This window comes from Halocatena salina, assembly GCF_023115355.1.
GTDB lineage: Archaea > Halobacteriota > Halobacteria > Halobacteriales > Haloarculaceae > Halocatena > Halocatena salina.
In genome coordinates this window covers 1,384,493-1,408,844 of the sequence record NZ_CP096019.1, presented here as the reverse complement: position 1 = coordinate 1,408,844, position 24,352 = coordinate 1,384,493, and the positions used below count along the sequence as shown (strand labels likewise).

Below are 24,352 nucleotides of genomic sequence, written 5' to 3'. Positions count from 1 at the left end.
CGATCCGATCGAGAAAGCGCTGCCGGAAAAACCAAGCTGCCCGTTTTCAAAATCGTTCGTCGGCAACTTCCCTGTTCTACCACCGGTTACGTACTTATGCCCCGATCTCGAAGGGGATCGTATCGTTCGACTCGGATTGTGATTTGGCCTCTTCGATCCATTCCGGCTCGTTGACGGTCGTCGAACCGATATCAGTGGTACGAATCTCAGCCGACATCTCCTGTGTTTCTCCGAACGAAGTTGCCGTTATATCGAACGAGAACGATCGGAGGATTCCTTCCTTATCGACCAGAAGCGTGGCGTTAAACGATTCGACGGAGTCGATCGTAGTACTTCCCGAAACGTTAGTGAACGCTTTTGCATTATCAACGCCGGTCGCGTTGTACTTGTACAGCGTTTCATCGTTGCGAGTGACTGTGTCTGCCTCCTCGAAGCTGACATTAGAGAACCACTTTTCGGTATCGGTCGTGTTCGTCTGATTCGCTTTGAACGACGAGAACGACTGTTCAGTCGTGTTGTAGACAGTACCGAGCAAGGGCATCTGTGTTTTTTCGTATGTTGTATTGTTCTTCTGATACATTTCCATCCGCATGACTTCCTGTCCCTCCCTGTTAGCCTTGATGTCAGCACCGGACTGTTTGTTGGCCTCATCGACCCGAACGGTGAGATTCATCGTGACTTGCCGGTTCGGATTCGTGATGTTCATCGTCTGGGTGTACGAATCGTACTCGGACAACGCGTTGCTGTGCTGGTTGGCCGCGGTCTCAGGATCGGTGATCCCGGATTCGTTGTATCCGTCCGGGTAGGCAGTGCCGGAACCGAACGGGGACAACCCCGAACAGCCTGCCAATCCGATCACCAGAACGACAGCGAGGACCAACTGCGAACGTGAGTTCATACATTCAAAAGATCATCGAGTGATAGTATGATTCTTGTGATTTTCTACCTGTGATTAATCAGTATCGTGATCGTTCTCTTCTGTGTAGGTAGCTTCGTCGATCCACGGTGGCTTCTCGACGGTCGTCGAGCCGAAGTCGGTAAACCGACATTCCGTGTACGCGAAAGCCAAGGGATTTTGCTAGTTTTTCGTCTCACGCGATTTCGAGTCGTTTGTTTCCACTGTGGTGTTGAGTTTCTGGATCCAGTCGGGTTCGTCGACTGTCGTGGCGTCGATGTCGGTGACGCGGTAGCGGACTGTTCCCGTCTCGGTCGTCCCGTCCGAACTGTACGTCACTGTCACCTCGAACGCACGGATGAGTCCTTCCTTGTCGACGAGGAGCGTGCTGTCGACCGACCCGATAGCGTCGATCGTGATAAACTCAGTAGTGTAAAAGAACGCTTCTGGATCGTCCACGTCGGTCGCGTTGTACTGAAGCAGCGTTTCACCGTTACGCGTCACCGTCCCTGTGGCTTCGAAACTGATGTTCGCGAGCCAGTTGTCGATTTCCGACGTGTTCATCAAGCCTTCCTGGAACGACGACAGCGATTCGTTCCCTGTCGCATACGTATCGCTGTACACGTCCATCTGAGAGTTCGTATACCGCTTCGTGCCGTCGTGGTACATCTTCGAGTCCATGAACGTCTCTCCGGAGTTGTTGATCTCCAACGCCGCTGAAGATCGGTTCTCGACGGTGTCGGTTCGGATCGTCGTCGCTACGAACCCTTCGAGTATCGGACTCGTGATATTTATTCGTTCGGTGTAACTGTCATGCTTGGACAACGCGGTCGCGTGCTGGTCAGCAGCCAGCTCGGGATCGACGATTCCGGACTCGTTGTAGCCGGTCGGGTGGGAGATCGTAGACTCGGTCGGAGAGTGCCCTGAACAACCTGCAAGCCCGACTACGACGATGAGAAGCACTGCACACCCAAATGGTCTCATTTCCATATGCTTTATAACCATAGCGGCTGCATGGATTTTTTGGTATTTGAAACTATGAAATAAAATATCTCGGATGTATGTTGGTTATCTCATCAACCGATCGATCAATAGTCGTACACTGTGCCCTGTCCGGGCTGAGACGGATTCAATTCGCTTGTTTCCGTGCGGTTTCGACCCAGTCCGGTTTCTCGACGGAGGTCGAATCAACGTTGGTGATGCGGTAGCTGATCGTTCCCGTCTGCGTCTTGCCGTCAGATCGGTACGTTGTCATGATAGTAAACTGTCTGATGATTCCTTCTTCGTCAATGAGAAGCGTGCTGTTGACCGACTCGATGGAGTCCATCGTCGAAAACCCAACCGTATGGAAGAATGTCTTTGGATCGACTATGTCGGTCGAATTGTACCGGAGCAACGTTTCACCGTTACGAGTGACCGTTCCCGTCGCCTCGAAGCTGATGTTAGCGAACCATTTATCAAACTCTGATGGATTTACCAAGGATTTTCGCGTTGACGACAGCGGTGCCTCATACGTTGTATACGTGTTGCCGTATCCATCTGTTTCTGACTTCGTGTATCCGATATCTCCATTATGATACATCTCTGTCTTTAGTGTATCCTTTCCCGATCTTCTGCTCTTCACCGTTGCACCAGTGTGATTATTGGTGTTGTTGGTTCGAATCGTAGCCGCCGCGTATCCATCGCCACTCGGGCTTGTGAGGTTTGTTATCTTAGTGTAACTATCGTGCTCGGACAACGCTTCGTTGTGTTGCTCGGCTGCCAGCTCGGGATCAGTGATCCCGGTCTCGTTATAGCCCTCCGGGTAGGAGATGTCGGAACCGAACGGGGACAGTCCCAAGCAACCGGTCAACCCGACCATGATAAGGAGACACACAATTGTCAACTGTCTCATGTTCATAATTTTACTATCGGGGGCGGATATGTGATTGTTATTATCTGTTCTGGATCGTTTCGATCCGGAGCGATCTTCTGTGAGTGATCGGTCCAGTGATTTAACTACGATCCCGACGCAAGCATTCGTATGTACAGTGTGGTCGGCTGTCCGGCGTGTTCGGCGCTGAAGATCGTGGAAGACCGTCCGGAAACGACGGAGTGTCCTCGGTGCGGTCGTCGAACCGCCTTCGAGAAGCTGCGGACGATCTATCGGAACGACGATCTCGACGCTGCTCGCGAGGTCCGTGCCCGGCTACTCGCCGAGCGAAGCGGTCATAGTGATGCGTACGCTGCGGTGGACAGCTTCGCAGAACTCGATGCGCAAGCCGACGCTGCTGGCATGAGTCCGAAGGAGTATCTCGATCGGATGGGGATCGACACGGACGACACCGCTGCCGCTGAGGAACGCGCCACCACCGGTTCGACACGCGAGGGCAGCCGAAAAGAGATCGTGCTCGGGGCGCTATCGGATCTCGACCGACCAACGCGCGAAGAGATCGTGGATCGTGCTGTTGCCGCGGGTGTTCCTAACGACTACGTTCACGATGCGCTCGACAAACTCGTCCAACGAGGGACTGTCACCGAAACCGACGGTCGGTATCGGCTCCTGTGAGGGACCGACAGGAATTCATGTCTGTTCTTTGGCGGTTGTGACCCACGTCGGTTCCTCGACGGTGGTGGAATCGACATCAGTGATATGATACTTGGCGGATAGCGTCTTGTTCGTTCCATCAGCTATGGTGTAGCCCATCGTGTAGGAGAACGATCGAACGACGCCGTTCTCGGTCACGAACGCCGTCCCGTTGAACGATTTCAACCTCGGATCCCCATCGAAGTCGAGAACGAACGGTTCGGCAGAATCAACGCCAGTGACCTCGTATCGGAACACCTGTTTGCCGTCGTGAGTAACGCGGGACGCCTCTCCGAACGTCGCGTTCGAAAGCCACTCCGAAATAAACCCTTGAACGAAGACAGCCTGACTATCGAACGACTCTTGATACGTCTCGTATCGAACGGGTTCGTCCTCCGTTTTATTCATCTCATATGTATTATTACTCGAGCTATATCTTGATTCCCGTATGAATGTGCTTTCTTCAACACTAAATGACTCAGAAAAGGCCTCACGTTCGGCGGCAGTGTTCTGTTCCAACTGAAAATCCATTGACGTATTAAATATTGATACCTCACCAGTAACGTTCACTGTTAGAGTGTGACTGTCTGCTTTACTGAGAACCGATTCGTGCTGGTCAATCGCTTTTTCGGGATCGGTGATCCCCGATCCCCCGTAGCCGTCAGGGTAGGAAAGATCGTGGGGCTCCGTCGTGGTTCCAGACTGCTTTCCGTCGGACGGAAACAATCCCGAACAGCCTGCCAATCCGACGATGACCACCAGACACACCATTGACCACTGCCGCGTTTTCATACGTTCAATCATCAGGAATGGATATATGATCGTTATTATTTGCAATACCGTTTCGAGTCAGCTCCGATCACTGAGTGTTCAAACTTGCTCTTTTGCGGTTTCAACCCAGTCTGGTTCCTCGACGGTAGTCGCATTGAGGTCAGATATTCGGTAGTCAGCAGATAGCATCTTGTCAGTTCCATCAGCTGTGGTGTAGTTCATCGTGTAAGAGAACGACCGGACGATACCGTTCTCATCCACGAGCATCGTTCCGTTGAGATCGTTCAGCGTTATATTATCATCAATGTCCAGACCAAACGGCTCAGCGGCTGCAGCGTCAGTCACTTCGTATCGGAACACCTGTTCGCCGTTGTGGGTGATCTGGGTCGGCTCTCCAACCGTCGCGTTTGTGAGCCACTCCGACACATAGCCTTCGTCAAAGGTGGGCTGACTACCGAACGACTCCTGATACGCCTCGTATTGGACGGGTTCTTCTTCTGTTTTGTTCATAACATATGTTGTCCCATTAGAGTTATATTCCGATTCTTCCATGAATGTGTTATTTTCCACCATGCCGGCCATTGACAACATCCCTCGTTCGCTAGTGGTGTTCTGTTCTGCGTGGAATCGAAGTGATCCATTAAGAACCGAAAACTGAGCAGTGGCGTTCAGTTTTAGTGTGAGGCTCTCAGAGTCCCTGAGGACCGATTTATGCTGATTGACTGCTGTCTCTGGGTCGGTGATACCTGATTCGTTGTAGCCGTCAGGATAGGAAAGATCGTGGGTATCCGTCACGTTTTCGGATTCTCCAAACGGGGCCATCCCCGAACAGCCAGCCAATCCAACTATGAAGATAAGGCTCAGTACCGACAGTCGTCGCGTTTCCATATCCTAACCAACGGAAATGAATACATAGCTGTTATGATCTAATCAGTTAATATTTAGATAATTTCGGAACATTACGTATTGATCGCTGTCACGTGCCAAACGCCGAAGGAACATCCAATGAATCCAGTGGTCTAGATGTGCTAGTTATTCTCACTCCCTTTAATCCATCCCCACCATTTACACCCTGTAAACCGATTAAAGAATATTATCATTATAAATCATAACAGTTTTTACTGCGGCAAGGACATCGACAAACGCACAGAAGCAACCAGCGATCCCCGTTGATACGGTCTCATCGGCTCGGCGGGGAGGACATACAACAACCATGACCAACGACACAGAGGAAGACAAGGTCGAACAGCTCGTCAACGACAGAGAGGCAAGCATTCGTGACGTGGACAACAGCGCCGCCCGGGAGTTCCGCGAACTCCTCGATTCGCAAGACTTCGTGTTCGCACCGGGAATGTACCACGCGCTCGATGCCCGGCTCGCGGAGATGGCCGGGTTGGACGCGGCGTACATGAGCGGCTACTCGACCGTGCTGGGTCAGTTCGGATTCCCGGATCTGGAAATGGTGACCATGACGGAGATGGTCGAGAACGCAAAGCGCATGGTGGAGGCGACGAACCTGCCGGTTATCGCGGACTGTGATACGGGGTACGGTGGTGTTCACAACGTCCGCCGAGCAGTGCGGGAGTACGAGAAGGCTGGCGTCGCGGCGGTTCACATCGAGGACCAGACCACGCCCAAGCGGTGTGGCCACATCGCTGGCAAGCAGATCGTCTCTCGCGAACAGGCCGAATCCCGGTTTTCCGCAGCAGTCGACGCAAAGCAATCGGATGATACGGTCATCATCGCGCGGACAGACGCGTACGGATCGGCAAACGGCGACTGGGACGAGCATCTCGCTCGTGGTCGACTGTACGCCGATGCGGGCGTGGATCTCGTTTGGCCGGAGATGCCCGACCCCTCGCGGGAAGACGCCGTCAACTACGCCGAGACCATCCACGAGACCCATCCCGATCTGAAGCTCGCCTTCAACTACTCGTCGAGTTTCGCGTGGTCCGAAGAGGAAGACCCGCTCACGTTCGAAGAACTTGGCGATCTGGGGTACAAATACATCTTCATCACGCTGTACGGACTGCACTCGGGCGCTCACTCCGCCTACGAGGACTACGCCAACATCGCCGAAAACGACGAACAGGCCCAGTTCGATCTCGAAGACCGGTATCTCGGGCACGAAACAGAGAGCCACCACGAACTCTCGTTCGTCAGCCGCTACCAGGAGATCGAAGCCGAGTTCGATCCGGAAGCGAAGGCCCGCATGGAAGCCTCAGAAGGATTCAGTGAGGAGAAGTCGGATCCGATCTCATCCGACGACGACTGATCGAGTCGGATTGATTCCGACGACGACTGATCGAGTCGGATTGATTCCGACGACGACTGATCGATCTCACAATCGGGCCAAGAGGGGTAGAACGTGCCTCACTCTGTGGTGCTTCGGGCGGCCCAGCCGCCGCCACGATCGCGGCCGTCTCGTTCGGTGTATTCGATGTCGGTCTCACGGCTCACGGAACCGCTGCCGTCGACGCGTTCGACGACGAACTCGATGTAGTGGGTGTTTCCACAACAACCCGTATCCACGAATTCCTCGAAGCGCTCGCCCTCGCTGAAGGAGTCGCGTGATCGGACGAGCCACGCTCGAAAATGCGTTTGATCGATCTGGAGCCGTCCCCAGTCGCTCAGCTCCGAGGGGTGGGACAGTACGACACGGGAGATCATACCGCGGGTAGGTGCGGCATGGCGGTGTATCTTTCGGCGTCGGCGGTCTCAGGGTGTTTCAGCATCTGTGTCTTCGTCCTCGATGACTTCCAGTCCGCGGTTGTTGACGGCGTAGGGATCGAGACCGACCTCTTCGAGGAACTGTTTGTACTCCCGCTCACAGTGTTCTGCGTCGGTCTGTTTGTCGGAGGCACGGTCACAGAGTTGGATGAGATCGACGGGCACGTCGTTGGTGTAGACGATCCAGTGGTTGATGAGATCCGACAGCCGTCGGATCGGGCTGGTGAAATGGCCGTAGATCTCGAAGTTGAGGGCGTGATGGCCCCCAAACGGATCATTCATGTATTTCGCGCGGGGCATCACCCGCATCACGGCGCGCTGGATCTTGTTGAGCTGGCGGTCGGGGGCCTGTTCGAGGGTGGCGTTGACTGCCTTGCGGGGATCGTCCCAGCTCCCAGCGGGGATCGAGACGCCATTGAGTTCCTGAATCTCTTGTAGGGCTTCGTCCCATTCTTCAGGCGCGGGCTGGGGATGGACGCGATACATCGCCTCGACACCTCGATCCCACATGAGTTCATGAGTGACTGCCTTGTTCGCTTTCAACATGCACTCTTCGATGATGGTGTGTGCACGATCGCGGCTGGGGTTCAACACGAGCGATCCGTCCGCCTTGCGCTGTTCGTGCATCCGTTCCGCCAACTCATACACCAGGGCACACTCTTCGTGAAGCGGCGCGTCGGGATCGTCCAGACGGCGTTCACATTGGGTGTACGTCAGCCGCTCATCGGAGGTAATGACGGATTTGTAGATGTCGATAGACTCATAGGTGAGCGTTTCGGGATCGAGGTGCATTTCGACGGTGTGGGCGAGTCGGTCCTCGTTCGGAACGAGCGAACAAACCGTTTCAGCGAGGACCGGTGGGAGCATATGGATCGTGTAGGCTGGGAGATAGACGGTGTTGCTGCGCTCGATCGCCTCGGTCCACATGGCGCTGTCGGGGTGGACGTAGTGGGTGACGTCTGCGATATGCACCCACAGAACGTACTCCTCGTCGGTACGTTCGATGCTGATGGCGTCGTCGAAGTCTTGGGCATCGATCGGATCGGTCGTCCACGTCGTTCGATCGCGGAGATCGATCCGGTCGTCGATCTCGCTTTCGATCTCCGCTTGGACGTTTGCCGTCCGTTCTTCGGCCTCTTCGATCACTTCGGGTGGAAACTCGTCCCGGATATCGAACTTCTCGAACAGCTCTTGGCGCTTGTTATCGAGATGACGCGCCAGCTCTCGATCGATCGTAACCGGACCCTGCCCTTCGGCGGTTCCGGCCTCCGCTTGATCCTGAGAATCGCTCATAGAAGAGCTACAGGAGTGGGACAGTTAGCCGTATCGGGTATCGACGTGCGTTCTCACTCCACAGAATCTCGCCCGGTGGAGATGGACGGATCTCTCGGCGTTATTCTGAGCGCCCGTATCGTTCCTCAACCAGACGGTGGTATCGGTGGATGAACTCCGCGTGGGTCATGTGCCGCGGCTGCTCGACGTCGAGCAGGAGCCGCTCGAGTTCGCCCCGTGGGTGGTGATCGATGTCGCTGTGACAAGGCTTACACAGATGCTCGAACTCCTTGTCTGTCCGCTCCCACCGATCCCCTTCTTTGTCGTACTCACGTGCGTTCGATCGAGCGACTCGCGTCCCGCAGGCGATACATGTGACGCGCGCCTCGCGCCCGAGTCGCATCCCCCACATCGTTTTTATATACTCTACAGTGGTACTTAGCTCTGTGCCATGCACACCCACGGTGGTAACCGTGGATCAGTCGAGTCGGTCCAGATCGTCGAGGAACGATCGGAGTATCTCTCGTGTGACGTGGGGCATCATCACGATGCGGAGTTCACCGGCTCCGGTTTTCGAGACGCGCCAGTTATGGTCACGGAGTTTCTCGATCGTGGCGCGTGGAATGTCGGCTGCAACGAGCGGGAGTACCGGGGATACGACGTCGTATCCGCGTTCCGTGAGGGCCGCCGTGAGCCATTCGGCGTTGTCCTGTGCGGTTCGTGCGGCCGTCCGATAGCCGTCGGGCCACAGCGCTTCCATCGCGGCTACAGCGCTTGCAACCCCTGCCCCGCTTCGTGTGCCAGTGAGCGTCACTTGTCCGGTCGATTCGAGATACGGAGTATCGATAGCCAGTGGGTCGAGCAGTTCCGAAGACCGCGCAAGCAGCCCACCGGCAGGGACGACTGCTTGGCCCATCTTGTGAGGATCGATCGTCATCGTGTCGATCGGCGCGTGTTCGAAGTTCCAGTCGTAGTCCGTGAACGGAAGCACGAATCCACCCCACGCGGCATCGACGTGGCAGAGTGCATCGTGTGCCTTTGCGAGCGCGGCGATCTCGGGGATCGGATCGACCCGACCGTATTCGGTCGTTCCAGCTACGGCGACCACCAACACCGTCTGTTCGTCGGTGAGTTCGGCCATGGCGTCGACGTCCGTTCGATAGTCCGTAAGCGGTGCACGCCGGAGTTCGACACCGAGCACGTCAGCGGCCTTCGTGAAGCTGAAGTGAGCGCTTTCTGGAACGACGACGTTCGGATCAGTACTACCGTCGCGGTTCCGGGCACGGTTTCGCGCGATTCGAACGGCCTGGATGTTGGCCTCCGTTCCTCCCGACGCGACGTATCCGGCCGCGTCGGAGAGTCCAGCAATCCGTCCGAGCATCTCGATCGCCTCCTCTTCGAGCGCCGCAACGGTCTCGTACGTTCCCGGATCGCCGGGATTTGTCGCCAGAAACCGTTGTGCTGCGGCGCGGGCCTCCGGATGAGGGATCGTACACATCGACGAGAGAACGCGAGCGAAATCCTGCGGGTCGGCCCGCTGCATGGCTACCCTATCGAACTCTCGGGTTTAGCCATTGCGTTCTCGTTGCCCGAATGGTGACTCGGCCGTCGTCCGTTCGATGGTGTACGTGATCGTGAGAAACCGCCGTCCGAACAGCCACAGCCGGTGTTCTGCCACGAGATCGTCGTCAGAGCGGGCCTTGGACTTCGCGGGCCAAACGCGAAAATCCTCGTGCATCGGGAGCCGGACGGGACCGATGGGCGTTCGGAGATAGATACCTTCGTCGCCTGAATCGTCCCGTTGCCGCGAGGAGAGACGGATTCCGTGCTTATCAGTATCGATGTCGACGGAATCGATCCACAGAACGGCGGACAAGTTGCACCACGGTAGTGGTAGTCCGATGTTCATGTACGTTTCTCCCTTGTGTTCGTGTGTGGCGTACACGGCGACGAACACCGCGTTTTCCGTCTCCAGATCGGTTCTGATCCACGCACGGGTGCCCGTTCGTCCATCGGCAACGTCGTCGACATCGACGATTCGGCTGTCGGTTCGTTTCGTCTGAGCGCCCGGAGCGGGAAGATTGCACTGTTCGATCCGCGCTGTCACCCAGCTCCCGAGCCGTGCCCCACTCCGGAATCCGGAGTGGTACTGCACGTCGTACTGCAGCTCATAGGCGTTGGTCTCCTCGTAGAACGTCCGAACCGACGGGTGGACGGCTTCCGGATCGAACCCCGGCCGGGCGTACGCCGACAGCTGATCCATCTGTCCGGAGGGCGCATCCGAACCGCGGAGACCGTTCCGTTCGAGGAACTCTTTGCCCACCCGACGGTTGGCCGTGAGTGAACTAAGCGGAGGAACCCGATGAGAGATAGCAGATGGCACAGAGATGGACCACCCGAGCGCGCCCAGCAGCGCAAACCCGACCGCGTTCAAATGCCCGTGTACCATCACCATCGTATCGATCCGAAGTCCGGCGATCGTTCGGCCGATGAACTGAGAAAGGCCGTAGCCGAACGCAAAGAGCATCGACACACCGACCGCGACCGAAGAGATCACGAGCGCCACCTGCTGGATCCGATTTCCCCGTTCGGGAACGACGACGACCAGCGTCACCAACGCGAACGCGATCACTCCGCTGGCGAGCGCGGTCACAGCGACTATCTCGATCAGCGGTGACAGCGTGATCCCAGCGGCGATCAACCCCGGACCGACTATGATCGTCGTGGCCGCACCACTGTAGACGTATCGTCCAACGGTCCCCCCGTTCGCCTCAACCACGCGCCCGGTCATGCCGGCGAGTATCGGAAGGGCGAATCCGGCGTAATGGAAGTGCACCGCGGTGAAAAACACGATCGAATCACTGAACCCCATCGGCTGTAGCCCGAGACGGCTGCACATCAACCATCCACTCCCGACGATGACGTACAACAGTCCGGCGTCGACGGCGAGTGCAGACAGCGGTTCGAGACCCCGGGATAACAGCCGTTCGAGTCCCCACAATGCCACTATCACTGTCACCACGACCCACGGAACGATCGCCACCCCGGCCGCTATCCCACGATCAACTGTGAATGAGACCACAACGAGAACTGCCCCGATCGGTTGACCGAGCACCGCATAGCGATACCAGCGTGATCGAACCTCCCAACCGACGAGACCGAGCAACAACGGCACGATCATCAGTGGTGCCAGTAAAAAGAGCACCTCAAGCTGATCAAACAACGAATTGCCCACGAGCACGAGCCAGATTCCACAGCCCATGAACGCGCTCACACCCGTCGCTCGACGTCCAAGCGACTGCGTGAACGAACGAACTGAGTTGTTCACTGACACTCACCAATCCAGGAATTCCTTTCCATAAACACATTAGTATGATACACTAATCAACCATCTATCTCTCGATGGATGTCAGTTCGTGACCGGATGGAGGTAAGTTCCGTATGAACCGAGCGAGTGGGGAGGGTAGTTTACGGGTATAGACACGCGATGAGGCTGCCGCCTTCCACGCTCAACACCGATCCGAATAAGACTGGGAGGATCGCTGCACCGATCGATAACATCGGATCGGTCAGTTCGTTTTCAGCTTGGGAGATCGATATCATTAGTCGCAGGAGTCCTTTGAGCACGAACAGCGCAACCAAGGCCTCGAAGATCGTCGTCACCAACAGCGCAGGGATCCCTATCTCCCCGGTCGTACAGAGCACGCTGTTGTTCGCACCGATCATCGCCATTCCGCCGAACGCGAGCCATACCGGACCGAGCAGTCCGATCGAGGTGATAGTCGCCGTGAGGAGATCTTCCCGACCGGACTGGAAGAGAACGCCTTTGAGCGTTACTCCACACACGACGACAGCCCCACCCAGCCACTGAATCCCGCTCCCTGCCGGACCCAACAACGATGACATCCCATTTTTCAGTCGATCAGGAATGGTTACCATACTGTGTTATTACGGATGCACACAGGTAAAAAATTATTTGTAACGGGACTATCGTCCTTCGATCGGTTACTCGCGGACGGATTCGAGCAGCAACTTCTGCTCGACGCGTTTGACTTCGTGTTGGACGTCCCTGACGGCGTCGATGTTGGCGCTGATAGAGCTGATGCCGGTGTTGACGAGATACCGGACCATTTGTGGTTTCGAACCGGCTTGGCCACAGATGCTCGTATCCACGTCGTTTTCACGACACGTTTCGATGGTATCACCGATGAGCTTTAACACCGCGGGGTGAAGTTCATCGAACCGAGACGCGACGTTTTCGTTGTTCCGGTCGACTGCCAGCGTGTACTGGGTGAGATCGTTCGTACCGAAGGAGGCAAAGGAGATCCCAGCGTCGGCCATCTCCTCGACACACAGTGCGCTCGCCGGCGTTTCGATCATCACACCCCACGTCCGGATGCTCGGATCGATACCGACGTCTTTCATGAGTGATTTTGCACGGTGGACGTCTTCGACGTCGTTCACGAGCGGAAGCATGATCTCGACGTTGTCGTATCCCATGTCGAACAGCCGTCGGAACGCTTCGAGTTCGTGTTCGAACACGTTGGGCCGGTCGAGACTCCGTCGAATACCCCGATACCCAAGCATCGGATTGTGTTCGTTCGGTTCGTCCTTGCCGCCCTCCAGTTGGCGGAACTCGTCGGTGGGCGCATCGAGCGTACGGACCCGCACGGGTCGAGGATAGAACTCGTCGGCGACTCCTCGAACGCCGCTGACGATCTCCTCGATGTACGCATCGGCCCCGTGATCACGGATGTACCGTTCGGGCGTTTTGTCGGTCGAAAGGATCATGTGCTCCAGTCGGAGCAGCCCAACGCCGTCGGCTCCCGTGGCAGCGGCGCGATTGGCAGCCTCCGGAATGGAAACGTTCACTTTCACCTCCGTCGCCGTCATCGGTTTTACGGGACTCTGGGGTCTGACGTCTTCGTGTGGCTCGCGCTCACCGGCGTCCGTTTCGGTCGTGCCTTCCTCGACGGTTCCTTTGTCGCCGTCGATCGTGATGACCTGTCCGTCATCGATCTGGGTGGTCGCGCTGCTAGACCCAACGACGGCGGGCACACCCAGCTCTCTGGAAACGATGGCAGCGTGGGAGGTCATCCCGCCCTCGTCGGTGATGATCCCCGCCGCGCGCTTCATCGCCGGTACCATATCCGGCGTCGTCATCTCGGTCACGATGATATCTCCCTCCGCGACCTTGTCGAGCTGATCGAGTTTCGTTACGATCTGTGCCGGTCCCGAAACGACGCCTGGACTCGCGCCGAGACCCTTCAGCAGCATCTCGCTGTGTTGTTCCGCTTCGAGACCGCTTCCGTCCGTCGCCTCGGCCTGTGGCGTCGTGGTCTCCTCGGTGATCGTCGTGATCGGCCGCGATTGGAGCATGAACACTCCGTCTCCAGATTCGTCTTCCGCGGCGTCGACGATCGCCCACTCGACGTCTTGAGGTGTGCCGTAGTGATCTTCGACCCGCTGGCCGAGTTCGGTGAGTCGAGCGATCTCCTCGTCAGTCAACACGCGCTCGGTGCGCTTCTCGTCGGGCACCTCCGTTTCGACGGTTTCGCCCGTTTCTGGATCCTTGATGTGCATCGCTTTCTTATCAGCGATGGTAACGGTCGTCGGCTCGGCGGTCGCGGGGTCGATGACGTAGTTGTCCGGTGAGACTGATCCGGAGACGACGGCCTCGCCCAGTCCCCACGCGGCTTCGACGATGATCTCGTCGTCGCCGGTCGATGGGTGGCTGGTGAACATGACGCCGCTTTTCTCTGCGTCGACCATCGTCTGCACGACGACGGCGATGTCCACCATATCGTGGTCGAACCCCTGTTCTTCGCGGTAGTAGATCGCCCGCTTCGTGAACAGCGACGCCCAACACTGTTTCACCCGGTCGAGCAGCGCCTCGCGGGTGATGTTCAAGAACGTCTCCTGTTGGCCCGCAAAGCTCGCATCCGGAAGGTCCTCCGCTGTCGCCGAGGACCGAACCGCAACGAACGCCTCACCATCATCGAGATCGTCGTACGCCTCGAGGATTCCGGATGCGATCTCCTCGGGCAGTTCCGTGTCGAGAATGAGTTCCTCGGCCGTTTCCTCGGCGTCGGCCAGAGCCGAGGAGTCGTCCGGATCGATATCGACCGCCTCGAACAACTCTTCGTCGATCCCCGTCTGCTCGATGAACGATCGATACGTCCCCGCCGTTACCACGAAGCCCGGCGGTACAGGAAGCTCTGCCCCTGTAAGCTCACCGAGCGACGCCCCTTTTCCGCCGACGGAATCGAGGTCATCCGACCCGATCGTATCCAGCCAGAGTACAGCCATTGCGTATTCGAAGGGTCGCCAAGGCCAATAAAGAACCTTCCGACCGACGCGAATAGAATTAACTCGAACTTAAGTTGTTGATTATAGCGTACAGGAGGGACAGTGTAACACAACTACTCACTCGTTTGCTTCCACTTCATTTTTAATAGTACGGGATGGTCTCACGCATTTTCGAGGGGCGTGATTGCTTCATCCGTCTGTAGCCGTTCCGTTCGAACGAACACTGAGAGTAGTGTCGGCGTCGTTACGAACCGTGTATTGGCTAGAGAGGCGTGAATCAGCCCGAGTCGATTGAATTCATCACACAGACAGAGGGTTGCGTTGATTTCGTTGGCGAGAGTGACTGCTGCGTTCTCACCATCATCAAGTGGGAACGTGGTATCGAGATCTACGGCTTGTACGGTCAGGTCTCCGGTTCGGTCAATCAGTCTGTAAGGGGCGCGAAACTGGACGCGTTTCTTATCGGCACTCCTCATGTGTACATTGTGAGCCAATGGACTTCGCTACTGTCGTGTGTACAGCATGAGCGACGTTCGGGGCACAGCCGGGTGTGTGCTCGTATCGCGTGTACAGTCGTCTCTGGCAATTCTTATCCGTACCCCGTTGTGAGTCATCCGATATGAGCGATCTTCCCGAGGAGTTCAAATGTACGATCACGACGTGGGAGTACATCTACGATCTCTGTCGAGACGTTTCCCATCAGATCAGGGAAACGTCGTTCGAGCCGGACGTGATCGTCGCGCTGGCGCGTGGTGGCTGGTTCGCGGGTCGGTGTCTCTGTGATTTCATCGGGTTGGACGACCTTGCGAGTCTCAAGATGGAACATTACGTTGGAACGGCCGAGAAGATCGACGAGCCACAGGTCCGGTATCCGATGCCCGAGGGCAGCGTCGAGGGAAAAGACGTCCTCATCATCGATGACATCGCCGACACGGGCGGCTCGATCCGTCACGCCGAGAAGTACGTCGCCGACCGTGATCCCGGCGAGGTCCGGACGGCGACGCTCCAACTGTTAGGAACGAGCGAATTCGAACCGGATTTCGTCGGTGAGCGCCTCGATGAATGGGCGTGGGTGGTCTACCCATGGAACTTCATCGAAGACATGATCGATCTCATCGACGGCGTGATGGGGAAAGCAGACGCAACGACGTTCACTCGCCATGACGTCCGCCGCCTCCTCCGTGAGTACCACCGACTCGACCGGATCGAGATGGAGATCGCACAGCCCAACCGCCTCGAAGAGGTGCTTCAGGAGATGGTACGCCGGGATTTCCTCGAACGAACTGACGATGGGTGGCGACAGCTACACTGATCAACGTCGGGTGTGCCACCAGGCAGAACAGGCCCGAGTCTTGCACATCGCTTCGTGATCTGCTGGAGACCGGAAAGCTCGACTTTCTTGACAATATTCTGGAAGATCAACGACGAAATGAATCATCCGTGGAGGGTATTTATAAACTACGCTGTCGATCCGGGTTGTCCGAGACCGAATCACGCCCCGTCTTCACGGACGTACATGAGCGCCTGGGCCAACTCCTGCGGATCGACACGCCCCTCCGTTTCCGCTAACCGTTCTTGGAGCCTGTCGGGTGTCATACTATGACATAGATAGCCACAGAATATAAATCTTACTCCGAAGAATGTGGCGTAATTTTTGGTGTGTGGTTCGAATATTAATCCGCGACAGCTTCGTCGGTCGCCGATCCGGCGGTCTGGTCGTGTATCCAGAGATCTCCGAACAGTTCGTCTTGTTCGAGGCGGATCTGGCCTCGGTGAGCGAGAAACAACAGCGCGAGAAACGTTTCGACGCGTGAGCCACCGACCGTATCGACCTCGGCGTACAGTACTTCGTCCCGTCCTCGGTCGTACTGTTCACAGAGCGCATGATAGACGGCTTGAATGGTCGTTTCGATATCTTCGGTGTGGGTCGTGCCAGTGACTTCGCTTTCCGACGGCTCCTCGTCCATCCGAAGGGCGTCGTCGTCGCGGTAATCGAGCGTTTGAGTGCCGCGGGTGAATCCGCGCGGTGAGTCGCTGGTGTCGTAGGTCCGTGATTCCTTCCAGTGTGTGTTGCGTTCGCGCTCTCTGAGCTCTCGAACGAGCTCGTCGAGCGTTTGAGGAGTGCCGCGTGCGCGTTTCCGATCGAGCCGTCGATCCATCTCCCGTTCGAGCGCATCGAACGGATCCATTCCGTTTTCGGGGGCTGTTCCCAGCGTCTCGGGTGCTGTCGGCTCCGTCCACTGGTGTTCTTCCTCGTCCGCCGAATCGTCCGGCTCGTTCGCCTGTGTCAACGCCTCGCTTTTCATGCGCAACAGGACACTGGCGTAAAACAGCGCTCGACCACCCGCTCGGAGATCGGCCGCATCGAGCGCACCGAGGAACTTGTCGGTGACAGCCACGATGTCGATGTTCCACGGGTCGATTTCCTCGTCTTCTGCGAGTTGAACGAGCAGTTCGACTGGTTCGACTTCCTCGTCCGTCGCCTCTGCTTCTGTGGTCGGTTCGGTCGTGTCCTCGGGATCACCGCCGGTGAGATCGATCGTAACGCCGTCGACGTGTTCAGTCATCCGCCGGTACCTCACTGTCCGCATCGGAATCGCTCAGGTGGATCCCCGTGACTGCGCTGATGTTGTTGCCCTGCATGGTGACGCCGATGGCCCGTTCGGACCGTTCGAGCAGCGCCGACCGGTGTGAGACGACGACGAACTGAGCGTCACCGGCGAGTTCGTCGATGAGTTCGCCGACGGCGTCGGCGTTGGCCGCGTCCAAAAACGCGTCGACCTCGTCGAGTGCGTAAAACGGCGCGGGGTTGTACCGCTGGATCGCAAAGATGAACGCGAGCGCAGTTAGGGATTTTTCACCACCGGACATCGCCGCGAGCCGCTGAACCGGTTTGTCGCCGGGCTGGGCCTTCATCGTTAGACCGCCCGCGAACGGATCCTCTTCATCTTCGAGAAACAGCGTGCCTGATCCGTCGGACAACCGCGCAAAGATCCCCTCGAACTGTTCGTTGATCCCTTCATACGCGTCCATAAACGTCGATCTCTTTCTGGTCTCGAACTCCTCGATGCGGGTCTGGATGGCATCACGCTCCTCTGTGAGCGTCTCCCGGCGCGTTTCGAGATCGGTCAGCTCCTCTGAGACGCGATCGTACTCCTCGATGGCGAGCATGTTGACCGGTTCGAGCGCCACCATCTCCTCTTGGAGTCGATCGATCTCGCGTTCGAGTGTCTCGTGGGAGGGAATCGCATCGGGATCGTACGAACCGACCTGTTCGGACAGCTCCTCGATCTCCTCTTGGAGCCGCGTTTCCCGCTCCCGAAGCGATTCGAGCCGGCTTTCTGCACGATCGACCGCGTCGTTTGCCGTCTCGTAGCTCTCACGGGCCTCCTGCAGCTCCGTTTTGAGTTCCGTTCGCTCGGCTTTGAGATCAGCTAGTTCTTCTTCTAGCTCTGCCACCTGCTCGTGTTTGCGTTCGAGACGTGCGTTCTCGTCTTCGATCTCCGCTTCGAGTTCCTCGATACGCTCGATCGCGGCGGCGTTACGTTCTTTTGCAGTTTCGATCTCGTCTTCGAGATCATCGATCGTCTCCTCCGCGTACTCCCGCTCAAGCTTCAACTCGTTGAGGTCTTCGTCGATCTTCCGCATATCGTCTTCGAGATCGGCGATCGTTTCTCGGAGGGTTTCCGCGCGGTCGGTAAGCTCTGCGACGGCCGAGGATCGGAGTTCGGCTTCGAGATCGGTGATCTCGTCTTCGATCGCAGCGATCGTCTCGTCTTTCTCCGTGATCTCGTCTTCGATCGCTGCCATCTGCTCGTCGGTCTCCTCACGGGCGCGTTCGATCTCCGTGATCTCCGTTTCTTTTTCTTCGATCGCTTTCTTCGTGGATTCGATGCGTTCGTCGATCTCCGTGCGCTCAGCCCTGATATCGCGCACTTGATCGGTGGCAGCGGACTGGCGCTCCCGGGCGTCGTCGAGACGGGACTCGACCGATCGAAGATCTTCTCGGAGCGATCGACGCCGGTCTTCGAGTTCGGTGATGCGCTCTGCGACCTGTTCGAGCCGGCTGGTATCGGAAGAAAACGAGTACCGGGTGCCGTTGTTCGAACCGCCGGTCATCGCACCGCTTTTCTCGATCAAATCCCCCCCAAGCGTAGCCATCCGGAACTCTCCCATCAGCTCGCGGCCGGTGTCGATGTCTTCGACAACGAGGGTGTCACCCAGTACGTACGCGAAGACGCCGGCGTACTGGCGATCGAACTCCACCAAGTTGTACGCGAAATCGACCACGCCCGCGTGTCCCGGAAGCGAGGGCAGCGAGCGGCGCTGCATCTCCGATATCGGGAGAAACGTCGCCCGGCCTGCGTTGCGGGACTGGAGGTGTTCGATACAGCGCTGTCCGACCCCATCGTCCTCGACGACCACGTGGGCGAGCCGTCCTCCTGCCGCCGTTTCACACGCGACCGCATACCGCCCGGAGATGCTTCCGAGTTGGCTCACCGTTCCGTGAACGCCGTCGATCCCGCTGTTGAGAACCGTCGACACCGCGCGACCGTAGGACGTGTTCGTACCGTCGTCGGTGTTCGCTTCGAGTTCGGCGTACTCCTGTTGGGTCGCGTTCAGCTCGTCTTCGATCTCGTCGAGTTCCGATTGAAGCTCATATTTCTCGTCTCTGAGGTCGTTGACCGCTGATTGGATCGTGGCTTTGTTTTCTTTGGCAGCTTCGAGTTCCGTTTCGGTGTCCGTTCGCTTTGCTTTGAGTTCGGGGATCGTTTCTTCGAGCGATTCGATTTCTTCTTCAAGCTCACGTCGTTCGTTCGACCGGCGTCGGGCCGCGTCGAGCAGCCGATCCTGTTCGCGTTGGCTGTCGTTTCGCTCCGATTTCGCCGTTTCGAGTCGGTCGCGCGCGTCAGCCAGTTCCGTTTTCAACCGTTCGTACTCCGTGTCGACCGCTTCGATCTCTGTTTCGACGCTTGCCAGTTCTGACTCGTGGTCTTGGATCTCGGCTTTGATCGACGCCTTTTCGACCTTTTGAGTCTTGATCTGGCCAGACAGCTCCTCGACTGTTTCCTGTTTCCCATCGAGCTTCACGAACGCTTGACTTCGCTTTCGTTCTGCCTCTTTTGCGCGTTCGGTGGCGGTTTCGATGGCGTTCTCCTTGCGGGCGATCTCGCCTTTGATCTCCTCGATCTCCTGTTTGACGCGCAGCTGTTCGTCCTCACCAGTTCGCTCGATCTCGGCGTTCAGCTCCGATACGTCGGCTTCCAGTTGGGTAACCGTCTCTTCCCGTTTCGAACGTGTCGTTTGACGTTCGGTGAGCGTTGCCTCCGTGTCGGCGATCGTCTCTTTGGTCCGTTGGAGGCGGTCGCGTTTTTCTTCGAGCTCTGCGGCCGTGAGATACCCCTCATACTCGGCTTTCTCCTCTTTGAGCGTCTGATATTCGAGCGCGATCTCCCGTTCGTCTTCCAACTGATCCAGTCGCTCGCGTTTCTCCTCAATTCGGAGATCGGCCTCTTCGAGTCGTTCTCGAACCACCTCCAGCTCCTCAGCGGCGTCCTCTTTGCGAGCGTCGAACTCCGCCACACCCGCGATCTCGTCGATGATCCGGCGACGATCGCCCGCCGACATATTGATGATCTCGGTCACGTCGCCCTGCATCACCACGTTGTACCCTTCCGGAGCGACTCCGACCTGCGCTAGCAGGTCCTGGATATCCGAAAGGTTCACTGACCGATCGTTGAGATAGTAGTACGAATAGTAGTTATCTTCGGTCTGTTTGATCCGTCGTTTGACGGTGATCTCGTCGGTATCACCGATGTTGTCCGTGCCAGCCGCGTTGACAATCTGTGAGCGCGACACTACCCCCGAGCTGTTGTCGAGAATCACTTCGACACTCGCCTCACGCGTGCCGGATGGAGCTTCGTCGGTGTCGTCGGGGTTGTAAATGAGATCTGTGAGTTTCTCCGCGCGGATACCCGAGGTACGCGCAAGCCCGAGTGCAAACAGAATCGAATCGATGATGTTCGATTTTCCAGACCCGTTCGGACCGCTGATCGTGGTGAAATCCTCATAGAAAGGGATCCGCGTCTTTCGACCAAAGCTCTTGAAATCGTCCAAAACGAGTTCTTTGATGTGCATCGTGTGGCTGAGACGGACCGACCTATGCGACGATGATCCCGTCGCCGTCCCCCTCGGTCTCCGTTTCTGACTGGGATTCATCCCCCTCCGTCGTATACGTGTCGACTTCGTCCAGAATCGACATCGAATCAGTGACCGATGAATCAGTCGATGACGACGACTCCGAAGACGAGGTAGATGTCATCGACCACGATTCCTCCCCGTCGGTTTCCTCGGTGGCATCCTCGAGTTCTCCGAGCCGCTGTTTGCATTCCAACAGTTCCTCGGTCAGTCCGGTAACAGTGGCTTCTAGCTCCCGAACTTGCGTTTCGAGTTCTTCGACGCGGTCACTACGACTCATATCCGCTAGGGGTTGCCCAAACCGTATAAAATTGCGTCAGACATGTATATTCCTTTTGGTATTTGTTGGAGACCATCAGAATGACGTCACTATCGCCGTGAGCGAGCACTGCGGCGAAGACGATGGTGCATCGACCGTCTCAAAGCATGGCGTCCACGACTGAGATGATGGTGATAACGACGGCAGCTGTGAGCAGAATCGCTCCGGCCATGAAAAGCGTCGTGTGCAAGAGACGGTAACGACGTGTCTCTGTCGAAGAACGACGCTGACGAGTGTGTTGCTGGCGTTTCTCTCGCGGTGGTCGGCCACCGGATTCGTTCGCCATACTCCTACCTAGGCAGTTACTGGGTAAAACGAACCGGTCGAATGTTACTGTATCAACACCGTAACGAGCTATGCGAACAATGCCTCGGATCTGATGTTTTATTCATATTGTGTTTATTTGATTCTATACTCTATGAAGAGTCACGAAGATACATTACAGTGGGCAGCGAACATCACCGTGTCTATGAGCGCCAGTAGTTCTACTTACGCTAATGACGTACTGGTATCGGCCGACTGGGTCGAGGATCATCTCGAGGAGTTCCAAACAGATGCGCCGGATCTGCGATTGGTCGAGGTGAACAGTCCGGAGTCGCCCGAAGAGGACTTTCCTTCACGGTACGAGGACGGCCACATTCCCGGTGCGATCGGCTTCCAGTGGGACGAGGATCTCTCTGATGCGGTCGAGCGGGACATCCTCGACAAAACGGCGTTCGAAGAGACGGTCGGTTCGGCCGGGATCACTGAAGATTCGACCGTCGTCTTCTATGGGGACGGCTGGATCGCAAACTGGTTTGCGCTGTTTGCGTACTGGGAGTTCAAATACTACGGCCACAAGGACGTTCGCGTCCTCGACGGAGGAAAGGATTACTGGGTGAACAATGATTACCAACTCACTGAGGAGTCCAATGACTTCTCTTCGCAGGAGTACACTGCTCGCGGTCCGTTCGAAGGTATCCGTGCCTATCGGGAGGATGTCGAACAGGCTATGGAAAGTGGACTACCGATGGTGGACGTTCGTTCACCCGAGGAGTTTACTGGGGAAATCATTGCACCGGAAGGACTCCAAGAAACCGCCCAGCGCGGGGGCCATATCCCCGGGGCGAGCAATGTTCCAACCGCATCGGTACTCAACGACGACGGTACGTTCAAAAGTGCCGAGGAACTTCGTGACCTCTACGAAGAGCACGGCGTGACCGAAGATCAGGCCGTCGTGACGTACTGTCGCGTCGGGGAACGCTCTTCGATCGCGTGGTTCGTACTAACCGAACTGCTCGGCTTTGGCGACGTGGAAAACTACGATGGATCGTGGACCGAGTGGGGTAACTCCATCCGCGCACCGATCGAACAAGGTGAGTAATTACCAATAATTCCGCTAATACACTTGGTTGATCATCTACTAATAAATAACTATTAAACCATAAAACAGATTATTGATGGTATATGCATCTAATTAATATAATTCATCACGTATACAGATGGTAGATAATAAATTAGTATCGGTTTACCACAGCAAAAGTCATAAAACACAACCCGGCAATACTACTAGTAGAACGGAATGATGTCCGCGACGAACACGGAGATGAGTCAATCCTTTAATATGAATAAAGCAGTAACATGAGTTTGAAAGGAACGTTAGCGAGCCGTCGAGGATTCCTTGTGAGCGTGGGTGTCGGCGCCCTTGGAGGACTTGCGGGGTGTTTAGGTGATGGTAACGACACAGGGGATCCCGCTACCACACGAGACGAAAACGGGCAACAGGAGACGAATACGCCGGATCAGGTGGTGAAGACTGCCCCCTCAGATAGCACACCAAGGGATACGCCGACGCAGACCGCCACTCCCTCGGGATCGCTCTCGCCCCCGTTCCGGTCGGAGTCAGGAACGACGAACTACGGGATCGAACTGGCGGGCAATCCAGTAATCGCCAACACGTCGGATCCGGCGGTCGACATCTACTACTGGTCTGATTACCAGTGTGCATATTGCAAACAGTTCGAGGTAAGCGATCACGGAGGATTCCCGAAGCTCATTCGAAACGACGTGGCTGACGGGACGGTTCGGATCGTTTTGCTTCACTACCCGAACTACGGACAACATTCCTGGACAGCCGATGTGATGGCCACCTGTCTCTGGAATCGGGTCAAAGACGATCGTCCAGACCGTTTCTGGGAGTGGCACCGGACCGTCTTCGAGAATCAACAACTCGATGGTGAAGAGTGGTCATCCCGGAGTAGCCTCCTAGGATACGCCCGTGACATCGATGGTATCGACGCCGATGCTCTCGATCAGTGTATGAAACAGAACCGCAAGCAACACGAAACGGAGATCAAACAGGAACGAAAGCGTGCCCGAAACGAAGGGTTCTCCGACACGCCCGGATTCGTACTGTACCATCCGAAATCGGAGCAAACAACCTCCTTTTTCGGCGCACAGCCGTACTCCACGTTCAAACAACAGATCGATGCCTACCGCAACCTATAACCCATGAGTAGCGATTTCAGGACGTACACACGAACCGGTACAAATCGACTTCAACGATTCGGTGAAGAGTTGTTCGCGGCGCTTTCCTATCCGTTTCTCTCAGTGGGCCGGGTGTTGCTCACCGCTGCCGTAGCTGGACTCACGTTTTTCGTGCTTATCCTGTTTGCACAGTCGATGGGTGTGATCAACATGGTTCTCAACAACACCCAGCTCGTTACCGTCGAGTATTTCAGAAGCATCTTCATGATAAACATCGAACAGATAGGAACCATGTCGATAGCGATGAACGTCGCCTATGCGGTGCTGACGGGGATCGCAATCACGAACATGGTTGCACAGCTACGGATGTTGCAGCTCGGTAGTGTTGCTAATCTCAGTGCCGTTGTTCCTGGGCTGTTCGCTGCAGGCTGTGCGAGCTGTGGTCCCGGTCTCTTTGCCATTTTCGGTCTCACGGGTGCCGTTTCGTTCATTCCGTTCCAGCAGACAGTGCTCCGTGTCGCCGGAATCGGCCTGTTCCTCCTGTTCCTCGGGTATGCTGGCGATCCACGTGAATGTCGGATCGATTGACGCCACCCTCTTTCACTCCGTTTCTCGACTGTGATTCCGACGAGAATCCGTTCCTGTCCCTATTCCATGATCGGGTGATACTCATCATATTACTATTCCATATATGATTATACTATGTCCATTTCTGAATTGACACCATAATTTTCGAAAATATTTACCAATATTATCCAACTATCACCCACATAATTATGATCCACGGAGTTCTTGATCCCATTACCCGTATGAAAAACTCTTCAGA

The 24,352-nt window shown here is 56.3% G+C and carries 22 protein-coding genes and 1 pseudogene; 6 read left to right on the top strand and 17 right to left on the bottom strand.

Annotation, left to right across the window (positions count from 1 at the left end):
- Positions 1-94: 94 nt before the first annotated feature.
- The 3 genes from MW046_RS07225 to MW046_RS07215 all read right to left on the bottom strand — a co-directional run bounded on the left by MW046_RS07225 (position 95) and on the right by MW046_RS07215 (position 2,789).
- On the bottom strand, positions 95-898 hold the full coding sequence (locus tag MW046_RS07225; protein ID WP_247992464.1) for a DUF7537 family lipoprotein: 804 nt from the start codon (positions 896-898) through the stop codon (positions 95-97).
- 180 nt (positions 899-1,078) lie between these two features.
- Positions 1,079-1,885, bottom strand: coding sequence for a DUF7537 family lipoprotein (locus tag MW046_RS07220; RefSeq protein ID WP_247992463.1), 807 nt, complete (start codon positions 1,883-1,885; stop codon positions 1,079-1,081).
- 139 nt (positions 1,886-2,024) lie between these two features.
- Entirely contained in the window at positions 2,025-2,789 is a 765-nt protein-coding gene (locus MW046_RS07215) for a DUF7537 family lipoprotein (protein WP_247992462.1), read from the bottom strand.
- Between the two features lie 129 nt (positions 2,790-2,918).
- On the opposite strand from MW046_RS07215, the gene MW046_RS07210 reads away from it, so the two are divergent.
- Positions 2,919-3,443 carry a DUF5817 domain-containing protein gene (locus tag MW046_RS07210; protein ID WP_247992461.1) on the top strand — a complete coding sequence of 175 codons (525 nt, stop codon included), beginning with the start codon at positions 2,919-2,921 and terminating at the stop codon, positions 3,441-3,443.
- 15 nt (positions 3,444-3,458) lie between these two features.
- Here MW046_RS07210 and MW046_RS07205 read toward each other — a convergent pair whose 3' ends face one another.
- Together MW046_RS07205 and MW046_RS07200 are read right to left on the bottom strand one after the other, a co-directional pair.
- Positions 3,459-4,253: a DUF7537 family lipoprotein gene (locus MW046_RS07205; RefSeq protein WP_247992460.1), complete on the bottom strand. Its 795-nt coding sequence runs from the start codon at positions 4,251-4,253 to the stop codon at positions 3,459-3,461.
- Between the two features lie 78 nt (positions 4,254-4,331).
- Complete coding sequence (locus MW046_RS07200) at positions 4,332-5,120, bottom strand: DUF7537 family lipoprotein (RefSeq protein WP_247992459.1); 789 nt, start codon at positions 5,118-5,120, stop codon at positions 4,332-4,334.
- Positions 5,121-5,445: 325 nt separating this feature from the next.
- On the opposite strand from MW046_RS07200, the gene aceA reads away from it, so the two are divergent.
- Positions 5,446-6,507: an isocitrate lyase/PEP mutase family protein gene (aceA, locus tag MW046_RS07195; protein ID WP_247992458.1), complete on the top strand. Its 1,062-nt coding sequence runs from the start codon at positions 5,446-5,448 to the stop codon at positions 6,505-6,507.
- 98 nt (positions 6,508-6,605) lie between these two features.
- Here the strand turns inward: aceA and MW046_RS07190 are convergent, their stop codons facing one another.
- The 8 genes and pseudogenes from MW046_RS07190 to MW046_RS07155 form a co-directional block, all read right to left on the bottom strand.
- Positions 6,606-6,902 carry a DUF7968 family protein gene (locus MW046_RS07190; RefSeq protein ID WP_247992457.1) on the bottom strand — a complete coding sequence of 99 codons (297 nt, stop codon included), beginning with the start codon at positions 6,900-6,902 and terminating at the stop codon, positions 6,606-6,608.
- Between the two features lie 48 nt (positions 6,903-6,950).
- On the bottom strand, positions 6,951-8,255 hold the full coding sequence (locus MW046_RS07185) for an RNB domain-containing ribonuclease (RefSeq protein WP_247992456.1): 1,305 nt from the start codon (positions 8,253-8,255) through the stop codon (positions 6,951-6,953).
- 100 nt (positions 8,256-8,355) lie between these two features.
- On the bottom strand, positions 8,356-8,646 hold the full coding sequence (locus MW046_RS07180) for a DUF7562 family protein (RefSeq protein WP_247992455.1): 291 nt from the start codon (positions 8,644-8,646) through the stop codon (positions 8,356-8,358).
- Positions 8,647-8,712: 66 nt separating this feature from the next.
- Complete coding sequence (gene mfnA / locus MW046_RS07175; RefSeq protein ID WP_247992454.1) at positions 8,713-9,777, bottom strand: tyrosine decarboxylase MfnA; 1,065 nt, start codon at positions 9,775-9,777, stop codon at positions 8,713-8,715.
- Positions 9,778-9,801: 24 nt separating this feature from the next.
- A complete protein-coding gene (locus MW046_RS07170) occupies positions 9,802-11,562 on the bottom strand; it encodes a YndJ family protein (protein ID WP_247992453.1) in 1,761 nt (586 codons plus the stop codon).
- A 140-nt stretch (positions 11,563-11,702) separates the two neighbouring features.
- Positions 11,703-12,173 carry a hypothetical protein gene (locus tag MW046_RS07165; protein WP_247992452.1) on the bottom strand — a complete coding sequence of 157 codons (471 nt, stop codon included), beginning with the start codon at positions 12,171-12,173 and terminating at the stop codon, positions 11,703-11,705.
- 66 nt (positions 12,174-12,239) lie between these two features.
- Positions 12,240-14,543: a phosphoenolpyruvate synthase gene (gene ppsA, locus MW046_RS07160; RefSeq protein ID WP_247992451.1), complete on the bottom strand. Its 2,304-nt coding sequence runs from the start codon at positions 14,541-14,543 to the stop codon at positions 12,240-12,242.
- 185 nt (positions 14,544-14,728) lie between these two features.
- Positions 14,729-14,947, bottom strand: a pseudogene (locus tag MW046_RS07155) (hypothetical protein); the annotation flags it as partial.
- A gap of 215 nt (positions 14,948-15,162) precedes the next feature.
- Between MW046_RS07155 and MW046_RS07150 the strand changes: the two are divergent.
- Positions 15,163-15,855, top strand: coding sequence for a phosphoribosyltransferase (locus MW046_RS07150; protein WP_247992449.1), 693 nt, complete (start codon positions 15,163-15,165; stop codon positions 15,853-15,855).
- A gap of 361 nt (positions 15,856-16,216) precedes the next feature.
- On the opposite strand, the gene MW046_RS07145 is transcribed toward MW046_RS07150, so the two are convergent.
- From MW046_RS07145 to MW046_RS07130, 4 genes are all read right to left on the bottom strand, one after another.
- Positions 16,217-17,110, bottom strand: coding sequence for a segregation and condensation protein A (locus MW046_RS07145; RefSeq protein ID WP_247992448.1), 894 nt, complete (start codon positions 17,108-17,110; stop codon positions 16,217-16,219).
- Positions 17,103-20,681: a chromosome segregation protein SMC gene (gene smc, locus MW046_RS07140; RefSeq protein ID WP_247992447.1), complete on the bottom strand. Its 3,579-nt coding sequence runs from the start codon at positions 20,679-20,681 to the stop codon at positions 17,103-17,105. The genes MW046_RS07145 and smc overlap by 8 nt, the downstream gene beginning before the upstream one ends.
- Before the next feature lie 22 nt (positions 20,682-20,703).
- Positions 20,704-21,021 carry a DUF7518 family protein gene (locus tag MW046_RS07135; protein ID WP_247992446.1) on the bottom strand — a complete coding sequence of 106 codons (318 nt, stop codon included), beginning with the start codon at positions 21,019-21,021 and terminating at the stop codon, positions 20,704-20,706.
- Between the two features lie 139 nt (positions 21,022-21,160).
- Positions 21,161-21,346: a hypothetical protein gene (locus tag MW046_RS07130; protein ID WP_247992445.1), complete on the bottom strand. Its 186-nt coding sequence runs from the start codon at positions 21,344-21,346 to the stop codon at positions 21,161-21,163.
- A gap of 183 nt (positions 21,347-21,529) precedes the next feature.
- Between MW046_RS07130 and MW046_RS07125 the strand changes: the two genes are divergently transcribed.
- From MW046_RS07125 to MW046_RS07115, 3 genes are all read left to right on the top strand, one after another.
- Positions 21,530-22,423, top strand: coding sequence for a sulfurtransferase (locus MW046_RS07125; RefSeq protein ID WP_247994739.1), 894 nt, complete (start codon positions 21,530-21,532; stop codon positions 22,421-22,423).
- Between the two features lie 257 nt (positions 22,424-22,680).
- Complete coding sequence (locus MW046_RS07120; protein WP_247992444.1) at positions 22,681-23,547, top strand: DsbA family protein; 867 nt, start codon at positions 22,681-22,683, stop codon at positions 23,545-23,547.
- A gap of 3 nt (positions 23,548-23,550) precedes the next feature.
- Positions 23,551-24,114, top strand: a complete 564-nt coding sequence (locus MW046_RS07115) for a hypothetical protein (protein ID WP_247992443.1) — start codon at positions 23,551-23,553, stop codon at positions 24,112-24,114.
- Positions 24,115-24,352: the final 238 nt, after the last annotated feature.